At 40.9% G+C, this 14,073-nt stretch carries 16 protein-coding genes; 14 read left to right on the top strand and 2 right to left on the bottom strand.

The window, feature by feature from the left end; translation table 11 throughout:
- Positions 1–134: 134 nt before the first annotated feature.
- The 7 genes from RE409_RS19420 (at position 135) to RE409_RS19390 (ending at position 7,200) form a co-directional block, all read left to right on the top strand.
- The gene (locus RE409_RS19420) at positions 135–800 is read left to right on the top strand and encodes an O-methyltransferase (RefSeq protein WP_201185907.1); all 666 of its coding nucleotides are present in this window, start codon (positions 135–137) and stop codon (positions 798–800) included.
- On the top strand, positions 787–1,716 hold the full coding sequence (locus tag RE409_RS19415; protein WP_201187959.1) for a peptidase U32 family protein: 930 nt from the start codon (positions 787–789) through the stop codon (positions 1,714–1,716). The genes RE409_RS19420 and RE409_RS19415 overlap by 14 nt, the downstream gene beginning before the upstream one ends.
- Positions 1,717–1,748: 32 nt before the next feature.
- Positions 1,749–3,020: a peptidase U32 family protein gene (locus RE409_RS19410; RefSeq protein WP_201185906.1), complete on the top strand. Its 1,272-nt coding sequence runs from the start codon at positions 1,749–1,751 to the stop codon at positions 3,018–3,020.
- Position 3,021: 1 nt separating this feature from the next.
- Entirely contained in the window at positions 3,022–3,660 is a 639-nt protein-coding gene (gene udk, locus RE409_RS19405) for a uridine kinase (RefSeq protein ID WP_201185905.1), read from the top strand.
- 307 nt (positions 3,661–3,967) lie between these two features.
- Positions 3,968–4,444 carry a transcription elongation factor GreA gene (greA, locus tag RE409_RS19400; protein ID WP_056528546.1) on the top strand — a complete coding sequence of 159 codons (477 nt, stop codon included), beginning with the start codon at positions 3,968–3,970 and terminating at the stop codon, positions 4,442–4,444.
- 161 nt (positions 4,445–4,605) lie between these two features.
- Entirely contained in the window at positions 4,606–6,345 is a 1,740-nt protein-coding gene (locus RE409_RS19395; protein ID WP_309557902.1) for a peptidoglycan D,D-transpeptidase FtsI family protein, read from the top strand.
- 99 nt (positions 6,346–6,444) lie between these two features.
- A complete protein-coding gene (locus RE409_RS19390; RefSeq protein ID WP_201253737.1) occupies positions 6,445–7,200 on the top strand; it encodes a YrrS family protein in 756 nt (251 codons plus the stop codon).
- Between the two features lie 88 nt (positions 7,201–7,288).
- Here RE409_RS19390 and RE409_RS19385 read toward each other — a convergent pair whose 3' ends face one another.
- Positions 7,289–7,501, bottom strand: a complete 213-nt coding sequence (locus RE409_RS19385; protein WP_053347042.1) for a DUF2536 family protein — start codon at positions 7,499–7,501, stop codon at positions 7,289–7,291.
- 159 nt (positions 7,502–7,660) lie between these two features.
- Here RE409_RS19385 and RE409_RS19380 point away from each other — a divergent pair, with 159 nt between their 5' ends.
- The 6 genes from RE409_RS19380 (at position 7,661) to RE409_RS19355 (ending at position 12,205) form a co-directional block, all read left to right on the top strand.
- Entirely contained in the window at positions 7,661–8,299 is a 639-nt protein-coding gene (locus tag RE409_RS19380) for a class I SAM-dependent methyltransferase (protein WP_309557901.1), read from the top strand.
- 16 nt (positions 8,300–8,315) lie between these two features.
- Positions 8,316–9,011 (top strand): 5'-methylthioadenosine/S-adenosylhomocysteine nucleosidase, encoded by a 696-nt coding sequence (gene mtnN, locus RE409_RS19375; protein WP_053347040.1) that lies wholly within the window; start codon positions 8,316–8,318, stop codon positions 9,009–9,011.
- Between the two features lie 92 nt (positions 9,012–9,103).
- Positions 9,104–10,027, top strand: a complete 924-nt coding sequence (locus tag RE409_RS19370) for a PLP-dependent cysteine synthase family protein (protein ID WP_309557900.1) — start codon at positions 9,104–9,106, stop codon at positions 10,025–10,027.
- 2 nt (positions 10,028–10,029) lie between these two features.
- Positions 10,030–11,166 (top strand): bifunctional cystathionine gamma-lyase/homocysteine desulfhydrase, encoded by a 1,137-nt coding sequence (locus RE409_RS19365; RefSeq protein ID WP_201223618.1) that lies wholly within the window; start codon positions 10,030–10,032, stop codon positions 11,164–11,166.
- Between the two features lie 116 nt (positions 11,167–11,282).
- Positions 11,283–11,549, top strand: coding sequence for a YrhC family protein (locus RE409_RS19360; RefSeq protein ID WP_053347037.1), 267 nt, complete (start codon positions 11,283–11,285; stop codon positions 11,547–11,549).
- A gap of 515 nt (positions 11,550–12,064) precedes the next feature.
- Positions 12,065–12,205 carry a YrzI family small protein gene (locus RE409_RS19355; RefSeq protein ID WP_201185881.1) on the top strand — a complete coding sequence of 47 codons (141 nt, stop codon included), beginning with the start codon at positions 12,065–12,067 and terminating at the stop codon, positions 12,203–12,205.
- 403 nt (positions 12,206–12,608) lie between these two features.
- Here the strand turns inward: RE409_RS19355 and RE409_RS19350 are convergent, their stop codons facing one another.
- Complete coding sequence (locus RE409_RS19350) at positions 12,609–12,800, bottom strand: hypothetical protein (RefSeq protein WP_201185880.1); 192 nt, start codon at positions 12,798–12,800, stop codon at positions 12,609–12,611.
- A gap of 192 nt (positions 12,801–12,992) precedes the next feature.
- Between RE409_RS19350 and sigK the strand changes: the two genes are divergently transcribed.
- Complete coding sequence (gene sigK, locus RE409_RS19345; protein ID WP_053347035.1) at positions 12,993–13,715, top strand: RNA polymerase sporulation sigma factor SigK; 723 nt, start codon at positions 12,993–12,995, stop codon at positions 13,713–13,715.
- Positions 13,716–14,073: the final 358 nt, after the last annotated feature.

The raw sequence follows: 14,073 nt of genomic DNA, 5'->3' as shown, positions 1-14,073 counted from the left end.
TCAAGCATACTGGTTTCAGCATGTTGTGTAAAGATGATGGCACTTGAAAGGTACTGATTATCTTTCGGTCCAGCCCATCTTCTGCTTGAACCAACCAAAGCGCTTTCGTTTTTCTTATTATTGGAGGAAATGTCTTGAACGGAAAAATAGAACAATATCTTCATTCCTTAATCCCGGAACGTACGGGTTTAATTAAGGAGTTAGAGGATTTTGCACTGGAAAATAATGTGCCGATCATGGAGCCGGAAGGTATAGAGGTGCTACTCCAGATTTTGAGGCTTCATCAACCGCAGGCGATATTGGAAGTTGGTTCAGCGATTGGCTATTCGGCTATAAGAATGGCTGAAACCTTGCCAGAAGCACGTATCGTCACACTTGAACGGAATGAAGCTAGAATTCAACAAGCGAGAGCTAATTTTGCTAAGGCTGACCTTTTGGAACGGATTACCCTTATTGAAGGGGATGCCCTTGAAGCAGGGCCGCTAGTAAAAGAACATGGTCCGTTTGATATCATCTTTGTTGATGCAGCTAAAGGGCAGTACAAGCGCTTCTTTGAGCTGTTTGAGCCATTCCTGAAGGATGCTGGCATTATTATTACTGATAATGTATTATTTAAAGGCTTGGTTGCTGAAAACATAGAAGAAATGGAAATGACGAGACGAAAACGTGCTCTTATAAAAAAAATTAGAGACTTTAACAATTGGTTACACAACCATCCACATTACGATACAGTAATTCTGCCGATTGGTGATGGTGTGGCCATAAGTAAACATAGAGGTGACAAAAATGAAAAAGCCTGAATTACTCGTGACTCCGACAAGTGTCACTCATATTACAGCGCTTATCGATGCGGGTGCTGATGCATTCGTTATCGGGGAACAACGTTATGCGCTTCGTCTAGCAGGGGAGTTCAAACGTGAGGACGTCAAGAAAGCAATTGAACTTGCACATGCAGCAGGTAAAAAAGTATACGTGTCTATGAATGCTATTTTTCATAATGAAAAAGTGGACGAGCTTGAAGAATATGTCGTTTTCCTTAAGGAAGCAGGGGCCGACCGGATTATCTTCGGAGATCCTGCTGTCCTAATGGCCGTTCGAGCTGTAGCGCCGGATATGCCGTTGCACTGGAATACAGAGATGACGGTAACGAACTGGTACACGTGTAATTATTGGGGAAAACGCGGTGCTGTCCGTGCCTTGGCTGCTCGTGAAATAAGTTTGGACGAAATTGTTGAAATGAAGGAAAATGCCGAAGTCGAGATTGAAGTGCAGGTCCATGGAATGACGTGCATGTTCCAATCGAAGCGCACACTGCTAGGTAACTATTTCGAATACCAAGGCAAAGCGTTAGAAGTGGAAAATCGGAAGGAACAAAAAAGTATGTTCCTGCATGACAAGGAACGTGAAAATAAATATCCGATTTATGAAGACGAAAATGGAACGCATATCATGAGTCCGAACGATATGTGCATGATTGATGAACTTCAGGAATTAATTGAAGCGGATATTGATTCTTTGAAAATTGAAGGGGTGTTACAAACGCCTGAGTATATCGTAGAAATAACAAAATTATATCGTGAAGCGATTGATGTATGTGTAGAAGATACGGATCGTTATGATGATATGAAAACAGAACTATATGAAAAGGTTAAAGCGATTCAGCCGGAAAACCGTGAGTTGGATACAGGATTCTTCTTTAAAGAATCGGTTTATTAAAGAAAAGGGTAAGAGAAAGAGGAGGAATAGCCTTGAATGCTATTGCTAATAAAATTTCCAAAATAGTTGATGGAAAGAGAGTCATTGTTAAAAAACCAGAATTGCTGGCTCCCGCTGGCAACCTGGAAAAATTAAAAATAGCTGTCCATTATGGCGCAGATGCCGTGTTTATTGGCGGACAGGAATACGGACTTCGTTCAAATGCCGGTAACTTCACTTTTGAGGAAATGAAGGAAGGCGTCGAATTCGCTAAAAAATATGGTGCTAAAGTATATGTGACTACGAATATCTTCGCTCATAATGAAAATATCGATGGACTTGAAGAATATCTGGAAGGCCTTCAGGATGCCGGAGTTCATGGAATTATCGTTGCTGATCCATTAATCATTGAAACTTGTAAGCGGGTTGCTCCTAACGTTGAAATCCATTTAAGCACACAGCAGTCGTTGTCGAATTGGAAGGCTGTTCAGTACTGGAAAGAGGAAGGTCTGGAGCGTGTTGTTTTAGCACGTGAGACAAGTGCTGAGGAAATCCGTGAAATGAAGGAGAAAGTCGATATTGAGATCGAAGCGTTCGTTCACGGTGCAATGTGTATTGCCTATTCTGGTCGCTGTACCCTTTCAAACCATATGACTGCACGTGATTCGAACCGAGGCGGCTGTTGCCAGTCTTGCCGTTGGGATTATGATTTATATGAATTAAATCAAGACGGGGAAAAAGCTTTATTTGATAAAGAAGATGCTCCATTCGCAATGAGTCCGAAAGACTTGAAATTGATTGAATCTTTGCCTGGCATGATTGAAATTGGCATTGATAGCTTAAAAGTCGAAGGCCGGATGAAGTCCATTCATTATATCGCTACAGTAGTCAGTGTCTATCGTAAGGTGATTGATGCGTATTGTGCCGATCCGGATAATTTCAAGATTAAGCAAGAATGGTTGGAAGAGTTGGACAAATGTGCGAACCGCGAGACAGCATCAGCGTTCATGGAGGGAGAAATTCCTGGGTATAAACAGCAAATGTTCGGGAATCATACCGTAAAGACTCGCTTCGACTTCGCTGGACTGGTACTTGATTACAATGAAGAATCTCAAATCGTCACCCTGCAGCAGCGTAACTTCTTCAAGCCTGGCGATGAAGTGGAATTTTTCGGACCGGAAATCGAAAACTTCACTCAAAAAATTGGCACGATCTGGGATGAGTCAGGTAATGAGTTGGACGCAGCACGCCATCCGCTTCAAATTGTCCGCATTCAAGTAGATAAGCAAGTATATGTGAACAATATGATGCGGAAGGAGAATTAACATGACAGGGAAAAAACCAGTAGTAATCGGAGTTACCGGCGGATCAGGGTCAGGTAAAACAAGTGTTACCCGTTCAATTTTTGAATTCTTTCAAGGGCATTCAATCTTGATGATCGAACAAGATTATTATTATAAAGATCAGAGCCATCTGCCGTTTGAAGAACGATTGAAAACAAATTATGATCATCCGCTTGCATTTGACAATGATTTGTTAATCGAGCATCTTAATGCGTTGCTAAGCTATGAAACGATAGAAAAGCCTGTTTATGATTATTCGATTCATACACGTTCAGATGAAGTCATCACCGTTGAACCACAGGATGTTATCATTCTTGAGGGGATTCTGGTGCTGGAAGATGAGCGCCTTCGAAATTTGATGGATATGAAGCTCTATGTAGATACTGATGCAGACTTGCGGATACTTCGCCGAATGACGCGAGATATTAAAGAACGCGGCCGTTCCATAGATTCTGTCATCGATCAATACATCAGTGTCGTTCGCCCGATGCACAATCAGTTCATCGAACCGACAAAACGTTACGCGGACATTATTATTCCTGAAGGTGGTCAAAACCATGTGGCGATTGACCTTATGGTGACAAAAATTCAAACAATCCTTGAACAAAAGTCTTTTTTGTAATAACATAGCATAAATAATGATAGGTGCCATTTTCCTTCGTTTTTTATAAAAATCCCATTTATTTATTGGGAAAGACTGGACAAATGTTGGAAAACGCAATACTCTATTCTTGATACAGAACGAACCGGCTGCTCAATGCAGTCGGTTTATATACTAAGGAACAGTTTGTTTCTTAGTATCAAAGCGTGTGCTTTATTAAAGGCGTGCACTTATAAATCTGATTCAAGTTTTAGGGTTAAGAACTATATAGTACATAAACTTGTCACAGCGAATGCTTGCTGTAAAGAATTAGAAGGAGTGAAGGGTTTTGGCAATTGAAAAAGAATATCCAATGACTAAAGAAGGTAAGTTAAAGCTTGAACAGGAACTGGAACAATTAAAAACAGTTAAACGAAAAGAAGTTGTAGAGAGAATTAAAATCGCCCGCAGTTTTGGAGATCTTTCTGAGAACTCAGAGTACGATTCCGCAAAAGAAGAGCAGGCATTTGTTGAAGGGCGTATTACTACAATCGAAAACATGATTCGTAATGCAAAAATCATTGAAGGCAATGATTCGAATACAGATACAGTTTCACTTGGAAAGTCTGTAACGTTTGTAGAACTTCCAAACGGTGACGAAGAAACCTATTCTATCGTGGGTAGCGTTGAAGCGGACCCATTCGAAGGGAAAATTTCAAATGATTCACCAATTGCCAAAAGCTTAATTGGAAAAAGAGTCGGCGACAAGGTTTCGATTATGACACCTGGCGGCGAAATGAGCGTCAAAATCGTTTCTATTAGCTAATGACATTTAAAGAGGATGCCCCTTAGGGCATCCTCTTTTTGTCGGTTTCATGTTAGTCTCTCTATAAGTTGAATGAAAGTAGAAATTCAAGCTACTTTAAATTTGTTCATAATTGTTTAAAAATTCACACCTCGTCAACAATGGTTACGAGGTGTATTTTTATGAAAAAGAAACGAATGAGGATGCTGGCTATTGTATTGGCTACTTTGATGCTAATGCTTATAGGCAGGCTTGCCTACATCCAACTTGTATCGACAGAATCTTTCTCTAAACATGATGTGAATTTAATAGAAGCAAGTGTAAACCAGCGGTCGCAGATTTTAAAGATTGATGATGGACGGGGGAAGTTTTATGACAGAAATGGAGAGCCGCTTGCCCATGAAGAGATTCCAACCCTTGTGCTGTTTCCGTTTTTGAACAAAATGACATGGCCTATAGAAGAAATTGCCTCGATTATCGGCAGACCGGAATCGGAGTTGAAAAGGGCAATTGCGGAATCGGATGAACCATTTGTTTTTGGCGGAGATAAACCGATTGAGTTAACGGCCAGCCAATCGAAGGCTATCAATGAAATGAAGATCCCTGGGGTTTTTGCTGTGAAAGAAAAGCTATATCACGATCAAACTCCGGCAGCGCAATTGATTGGCACGACGAATATATCAGATGCCGAAAAGAAAAAGCGTTACCCGGATGTGGAACTAGCTGCCGAAACGAAGATCGGCAATACTGGACTGCAAAGAACCTTTGACGAATTCTTGCTTTCAGCAGGAGAATCAAAACTCGTTTTTCATGTAGATGCCACTGGCGGTCCAATGTTCGGTGTGGATGTAAAATACGTAGAACCTGCAAACCCGCTCTACCCAGTGAAGGTTGTAACAACGATTGATAAAGAAATCCAGGAAAAAGCGGAGAAGCTTGTTGACGAACGCGGAATAAAAAAAGGGGGTCTCGTACTGATTGATATAGAAAAAAGTGAGATCGTAGCCATGGTATCACGTCCAGCACTTGATATAAAGGATCCGAATGGCGAAGGAGCCATCAATATGATGCTAACTCAAAAAACGCCAGGTTCCGTTTTCAAAACGGTCACAGCTGCTGCTGCAATTGATTATGAAGCAGCTAGTCCTACAAGAACATTCAATTGTAATTTGACGATTGACGGAAAAACAGATAAACAGAGGGGTCTGGGCATGCTTAATTTTGAAAACAGCTTTGCTCAAAGCTGTAACAGGACATTTGCTGAGTTGTCACAGGAAATCGCTGTGAAAGATCCTGACTATCTGGATAAATATGCGAAAATGTTAGGCTTAACCGGCGAATCAGGATGGCAGGGAGATGTGTATCATACAGCAGTTACTCAACTGTATCATGAACAACAAGGGAAGGTCTGGCATGATGACGATTTAAAAAAGGACCCTAAAATGATTGCCCAAACAGCAATTGGTCAGAAGGATGTCCAAACGACACCGCTTGCAATAGCCAACATGATGGCGACGATTGCCCGCGGCGGTAAGAAAGAACAGGTTAAAGCCGTGTCAAAGGTTGAATTTAACAACAGTACGACCGTTGTAAGCTTTCCAAATAAAAGTATGGATGGAAATTCCCTTTCTCCCTATACAACAATGAAGCTGCAGCATCTTTTACGGAAAGTCGTAACCGAAGAGAAAGGGACTGGCGCTTCCTTGAAGGATTTGCCTGTAGAGGTCGCAGGCAAGTCTGGAACAGCGCAGACGAAAACTGAAAAAGGGGAGCTCAATAAATGGTTTGCAGGCTATTTCCCTTATAAAAATCCTAAATATGCATTGGTTACAGTCAGTTTTGAAACGAAAGAAGATAGTGCCAGCATGACGCCTCTTTTTTCAGATATTGTAAAAGTTATGTACTCCAAGAACCAGGACTAGTGCAAGAATTGACGAAAAGTCTAGGAAAGCCTTCCCTTCTATCTCTAGCCAAATCATGTTAAAATGAGGCAGGACGAAATGGTAAGGGAGGAATGGACCTTGGGCTCAAGATACAATCAGAGAGATCAAAAAAGAAAAGTAAATAAAATATATAATATCGCAATCACCGTTGTCTCGATTCTTATTGTCATTGTCGCCGTCTCTATTTTCTTAAGTGATGATGGCACTGATACAGAAAAAGCTACAACTGAACCAAAGCAGACCGTTGAAAAAGATGCGAAGAAGAAAGTGGATAAACCTGCTGGCAAAGAAGAAGATACTGATTTGACTAAGGAAGATGAAGACGAGGATAGCAAAGCAACTGAAGAAGGTACAGAAGAAAATACTGAAGATGGCACTGATACAGACGCAAACACAGACACAAACACAGACACAAACACAGACACAAACAAAGACACAAATCCAGACACAGACACAGACACAGATACAGATAAAGCAGAGGACGCTAAGCTTGTCGAGGTGGAAGGAAGCGGAGATGGCAATGTCGCGACAACATACACGAGCGAGAGCTGGAAACCAGTTGGCACAGAGCAATCCGGTGAACACACAACAAGCTTTCAAAAGAACTCTGTTGATTGGAATGAAATGAGTAAAGCCATTGCTCATGGAGCAGGTATTGACCAAGGTAACATGAGACTGTGGTGGCTTCAAAACGGCGGATCATCTAACACTGCAATCGGTACCGTATCAGAAGGGGACAACCCTAAAACCTTCCGCGTTTATATTGAATGGGTAGACGGATCAGGTTGGAAGCCCGTAAAGGTTGAAGAATTGAAGACGAACGATAAGAAATAAAAGTCAGAGTTTATATGAATATATCTTCAAAATGAAAAACCCCCGAAAAGAATGCCTCTTTTCGGGGGTTTTTCATTGATAATAAAGATTACTTTTTGGCTTTAAAGTGAACGACTGCACTGTAAAATCTTCTGCCCTCTTCACTGACATACATTTGGTGCGATACGGAGTGGACTTGAAGCATGATCGCTTTATTGATTTCGATTTGTGATTGGATTTTTTCTTCTAGGTTCTTGATGCTTTCTGCTTCAAAAAATTCAATTTTATCTTCGAATAAGTTTAAGTCAAGTTGAAAATTCATTTCTGTATTCCTCCAACGTTTTAATAGTGTTAGTTTAACACCAAATGAATTGAATCTGAACTTGAATGATAGATTTGCCTAAAAAATAAGAACTGTTCTTAGATTCATTTCATATTATGCTTATAGGTTTTATTATCTTATCATAAAAAGGTGATTAAAATGGGCAGAGAATTTGTAGAGTTATTTGAGGAATGGTCGAAATCGTATGATGATACCGTCGGTGGACACGATATTGAATATCAAGAGGTTTTTAAACATTATGACAACATATTAGACAGCGTCACGAGTCGGGCTCACGGTCATGTGCTGGAGTTTGGGGTAGGGACCGGGAATTTAACGGCAAGGCTGCTGAAGAAAGGTCTTAAGGTGTCTGGAATTGAGCCGTCACCAGCAATGAGGGAAGTAGCGGTTAGCAAGTTAAGGGGAAAAACAGAAATTATCGATGGTGATTTTATGGATTTTCCGGAGCCTAAACAAGTAGATTCGATTGTGAGTACGTACGCTTTTCACCATTTAACCGATGAAGAAAAAGAAAAAGCTATAGCGAACTATGGAAAGTTACTGAATACAGGTGGTAAAATAGTGTTTGCGGATACAATGTATCAATCGAGAGACGCGCATGAACAAGCGATTCAAGATGCAAAGCATGCAGGCTTTCATAATTTGGCAAACGATTTGCAAACGGAATATTATACGACCATTCCTTTTTTAGAAAAAGCACTTGAAACACATGGATTTAAAGTGAACTTTGAGCGCTGCAATCAATTTGTCTGGATTATGGAGGCTGAAAAATTATAGGAAGAGGTTTTTACTAATGAAGGTAGCCATAATCGGAGCAATGGAAGAAGAAGTTACGATTTTACGTGATAAATTGGAAGGTTTGGAGCAGGTTACGATTGCCGGATCCGAATTCAACACAGGGACACTGAACGGAATTGAGGTCATTTTACTTAAATCGGGAATCGGTAAAGTGAATGCTGCGATGTCCACAACCATTCTTTTAGAAAAATTCAAACCGGATGCGGTCATTAATACAGGATCTGCAGGAGGTTATCATCCAGCGCTTAATGTCGGGGATGTGGTCATTTCAACAGAAGTGCGCCACCATGATGTTGACGTGACAATCTTTGGCTATGAATACGGTCAAGTACCGCAATTGCCAGCAGCATTTATCCCGGACGAGAAGCTTTTTGCTATCGCAGAAGAAGCGGCGAAAGAAATTGAAGATATTCAAGTGGCGAAAGGTTTGATCGTGACGGGAGATTCTTTCATGAATGATCCTGTTCGGGTTGAATTCGTCAGAGGGAAATTTACAGATTTATACGCGGTGGAAATGGAAGCGGCAGCTATTGCTCAGGTAGCACACCAATTCCAAACACCGTTTGTTATCATTCGTTCCCTTTCAGATATCGCTGGCAAGGAGTCGAATATATCCTTTGATAAGTTCTTAGAAACGGCGGCGCTTCATTCATCCGCTTTGATTTTAAAAATGGTTGAAAAAATGAAATAAATGCCCAGTGATCAGCGGGAATCTTTTCCGCTGATTATTTCTTGCATATAACACACTAAATTGGTAGGATAACTATGAAAGGATGTCCGATTATGAAGTTCTATCAAAATATTCATGAATTGATTGGGGAGACCCCGATAATGGAAATCACCCACTTCCCTCTTCCGGATCAAGTCCGGATCTTTGCCAAGCTGGAATACTTTAACCCTGGCGGCAGCGTGAAAGATCGGCTTGGCCAGGAACTTTTGGCGCAAGCATTACAGTCAGGGAATGTGAAAAAGGGCGGAACCATCATTGAACCGACTGCAGGGAATACGGGGATTGGCCTAGCCCTTGCTGCGATAAACAGTGGTGTTGATGTAATATTTTGTGTACCCGAGAAATTCAGCGCCGAGAAACAGGAACTGATGCGTGCCCTTGGAGCAAAAGTGGTCCAGACCCCGACAGAGGAAGGAATGCTAGGTGCAATCCGCAAAGCGAAGGCGCTGCTGGATGAAATTCCAGGATCCTATTGTCCAGAGCAGTTTTCCAACCCATCCAATCCGGATGCCTATTATAAAACATTGGGACCTGAAATTTGGGAGCAGCTGGCTGGCAATGTGGATGTGTTTGTTTCCGGTGCGGGAACAGGGGGCACTTTCATGGGTACATCGCGTTATTTAAAAGAAAAAAATCCTGCGGTCAAAACGGTCATTGTCGAACCGGAAGGATCTATTATAAACGGAGGCAAAGCTGGTCCCCATAAAACAGAGGGGATCGGGATGGAATTTTTACCAAGCTATATGGATGAAACGTACTTTGATCAGATTCATACGATAAGCGACGATGAGGCGTTCCATATGGTGAAGGAATTGGCGCTTAAAGAAGGACTTCTTGTTGGAAGTTCTTCTGGCTCGGCATTTGCAGCGGCATTGAAAGAAGCAGCTAAAGCTACCCCGGGTTCGAATATCGTTGTGATATTTCCGGATTCCAGTGAACGGTACTTAAGCAAAAACATTTATCAGGGAGGTCTTTGAAAATGAGGAAAAAAACACAAATGATCCATGGCGGTATTTTTGGTGATGAAAAAACGGGAGCGGTGTCGGTGCCGATTTATCAAGTGAGCACTTATAAACAGGATGGTCTGGGGAAAGATCGAGGATATGAATATTCACGTACAGGCAACCCAACCCGCCATGCCCTTGAGGAATTGATCAAGGATCTTGAAGAAGGAAAAAGAGGATTCGCCTTCGGTTCAGGAATGGCAGCGATAACGGCGGTTATGATGCTGCTGAGTCAAGGTGATCACGTTTTATTGACGGATGACGTTTATGGAGGCTCTTTCCGAGTGATGACAAAAGTGCTGAACCGCTTCGGGGTGGAAGCTACGTTCATCGATACGAGTGACATACATTCGATCCAAAACGAGATCAAAGACAATACAAAGGCACTGTTCATTGAAACCCCGACGAATCCATTATTGAAGATCACTGATCTAGAGGCGGTTTCAAAAATCGCTAAAGAAAACGGTATCCTCACTGTTGTGGATAATACCTTCAGTACGCCATATTGGCAAAATCCACTTACACTTGGTGCTGATATCGTGCTTCATAGCGCTACGAAGTACTTAGGGGGGCACAGCGATGTTGTAGCGGGTCTTGTCGTGGTGAATGATGAAAAACTTGGCGAGGACCTTCATTTCATCCAAAACTCCACAGGAGGCGTGCTAGGGCCTCAAGATTCATGGCTGCTGATGCGCGGCATTAAAACGCTTGGAATCAGGATGGAAGAACATGAAAAAAACACCTCCCAAATCGTTCGTTTCTTATCCGGGCATAAAGCCGTTTCGAAAATTTATTACCCAGGTCTTGAAGACCATCCTAACCATGATATTGCTAAAGAACAATCGCGTGGCTTCGGCGGCATGGTTTCATTCGATGTCGGCAGTGCCGAAAAAGCCGAATCCGTTTTGAATAAAGTGAAATACTTCACGCTGGCTGAAAGTCTAGGGGCAGTGGAGAGCTTAATTTCGGTTCCAGCCAGGATGACACATGCCTCGATTCCAGCCGAGCGCCGTGCAGAGCTTGGGATAACAGATGGGTTGATTCGAATATCCGTTGGTCTGGAAGACGTTGAAGACTTATTGGAAGACTTGGAACAAGCGCTAAAAGGGTAAATCGGAAGAGGGACCGCTTTAAAGCTAACTGCCATTATTTACACCGTAGCATTTGGAATAAATATGGTAGAATGAGATATCGATTACTTACTAGCTTGAAAGAAGGTGGAAATGGCATGAAAAATCGTAAAAAACAAACGGCTGCAGTCCTACGCTCAAAAAAGACGGATTTTAAACAATTTGCGATTACCTTGCTATGTGTGGGATCGTTCTTCTATTTAGGAACCATACTCCCTTCTGTTGAAAAAACGATGGTTTCCACGAATGTCTATATGGGAGCCACAATTTTGTTCCTCGGTATGTCTATTCTATTTTTCAGATTATCTAATAAATATAAAAAGATCTTGGCAGAAATGGATGACCATGACTCTTTAAAACAATAAAAGCAAGCCTGATTCTTCGTAGATGTTGACGGAGAATCAGGCTTTTTTGTTTTTCAAACATCTAGAGAAAATCAATAACAGGATAGGGCTGCTTTTTCATACTAATTTCCTCCCTTAGCTGTGAATTTCTAATAAAAATAGGAAAAAAGAAAGAACTTTCAAAAAAATAGGCAAAAGCCGTTTACAAAAATGCCATTTGTGGATATACTTACCAGGTAATAAAAAATATTCCAAAGGAGGTCGATGAAAATGAAATTGTATCTACAAGGATCTATCACTAATCAGATTGGCTGGACTGTTTCAAATAACAATCACATACTATTCGACCTGTGCCAAGCGGAATATTTCTAAAGCAATTTTGGCTTTATTAATCATTCAGACATAGCGGCCGCAGGGAGAAGTCTTTTATCCTGCGGTCTTTTTATATTCTCTTAAAAATCCCGCAGGAGGAAGTAACTTTCTGCGGCCTTTTTATGCCTTTTTTGGTAAGCCGCTCCCTTAAAGGAGGTGATATTATGACACTGAATATGCTATTTTTTACAATCACAATAAAAATGAAAAAAATGACTGCTGAAGAATGTTTGCAACAGGAGAGAATTAACAAGCTTCGTGAAGAGCACTTAAACAATGCAATGAAGCATCGTCCTTTTTTCTAAGACTTGATATGTACGGTTATCCGTTAGGATTTATAAATTTTAGGAAAGGTGGAGGTAAATATGATTAAATTGGTTTATATAAAAGGAGATAAGTATTGTTATTGGAATGAGAAGGATACCGGCTAATGGATTTGTTTACCTTTCACAGTATTGCCATTGTTTGTATGTAAATTGTTCAAATAAGCAATGGTTAAGAGCAGCGGAAACATGATAAATTGAAGATAAGTTAGATATGGGGAGTGATTCTTGATGTTCTCAATGGTAATGATCCTTATTTTTACTACTGTCATCGGAACTGTAATCGCTGTAAATGTTTCCGTCGATGCCGATCAGCCGCTTCACAGTTTGAAGTAATAATGTAAAGTAGAAAACTCGGCATTTCAGCCGAGTTTTTTATATGCTTTTAACAGCAGCAGGGACCGAGTCCACCGTCTCCAAACCCACATCCCGGCAGCCACCAAAAGCCGAATATGAGCAATAAAATCAAGAGGACAATAAATAGGCCATACCCAAACCCGTAACATCCTCCTCCATAATAAGGTGCTGGACCCGGATAACCATAGTTGTACCCGTATGGTCCATAGTTATATCCCATAGTAAAAACCCCCTCTCCCTAAAAATTCACTATCATTATATGAATTTTTGTATTTGTCCGATTGGGATTTCAACCATTCTTGTTTTAGACATTTTTTTACTTTCATGATTTCTTTTAGTGGTACAGACACGAACAAGCCCACTGTTGCATAGTTATGAATAGGGAAACCAAAGAAACGGGAGGATGAGACCAATGCCCGGAATACTTACAGCTGTAGGCTATATTATCAAAGAATTTTACTTATTAGTTTCCTATGTAAAAAACAACGCTTTTCCCCAGCCCTTGTCATCCCAGGACGAAAAGAAATACCTGAAGCTCATGGGTGAGGGTGATGGTGATGCCCGTAACATTCTTATCGAGCATAACCTCAGACTTGTTGCCCATATCGTCAAGAAATTCGAGAATACAGGCGAAGATACAGAGGATCTGATTTCGATTGGGACAATAGGCTTGATAAAGGCCATTGAAAGTTATTCCGATGGAAAGGGTACGAAGCTGGCCACATATGCAGCACGTTGTATCGAGAACGAGATCCTGATGCATTTACGAGCAACAAAAAAAACGAAAAAGGATATTTCATTACATGACCCGATTGGTCAGGATAAAGAAGGAAACGAAATCAGTTTAATTGATGTGTTGAAATCAGAATCAGAAGATGTCATTGATACGATTCAGCTCAATATGGAAATTGAAAAGGTGAAAAAGTATATTGATATTTTGGATGAACGGGAAAAGGAAGTCATTGTTGGCAGGTTCGGATTAGATTTAAAAAAGGAAAAAACCCAGCGGGAAATTGCTAAAGAACTTGGGATTTCCCGTAGCTATGTATCGCGTATTGAAAAACGTGCCTTGATGAAGATGTTCCATGAGTTTTATCGAGCGGAAAAAGAGAAAGAAAAGAAAGCAAAAGGATAAAAATCATTTTTTAAAGCAAAAAGAGTGCGGTCAAACTTCCCGCACTCTTTTTGTTTTAATATTTATTTCTGAATAGTTCTGCAAAGGCATGATAAATCTCAATACCTTGGGAAAGGAACAGACGTGAAGCAGTTAAAGAAAAGACACCAATCATTATTAGGCGGAACCACATGTTCATCACTCCTCGATTTTATTTTTTTATAAAATCTTAGAGTTTGTGGATACGTAATTCGCCTGGAAAAAGACTGGGCTGAGAAATCTCCGTCGAATATTTGAATGAAAATAAAGAAAATTAAAAATACAAAATTCGAAAGTAAGAAAAAGGATAACGTCCTGCCAGGAACCTAAGAAAGGTATG

It is taken from the genome of Peribacillus sp. R9-11 (assembly GCF_031345095.1).
In the GTDB taxonomy this organism is placed as follows: Bacteria; Bacillota; Bacilli; order Bacillales; family DSM-1321; genus Peribacillus; species Peribacillus butanolivorans.
The sequence above is the reverse complement of the archived record's forward strand: the minus strand, read 5'-3'. Positions and strand labels throughout refer to the sequence as shown.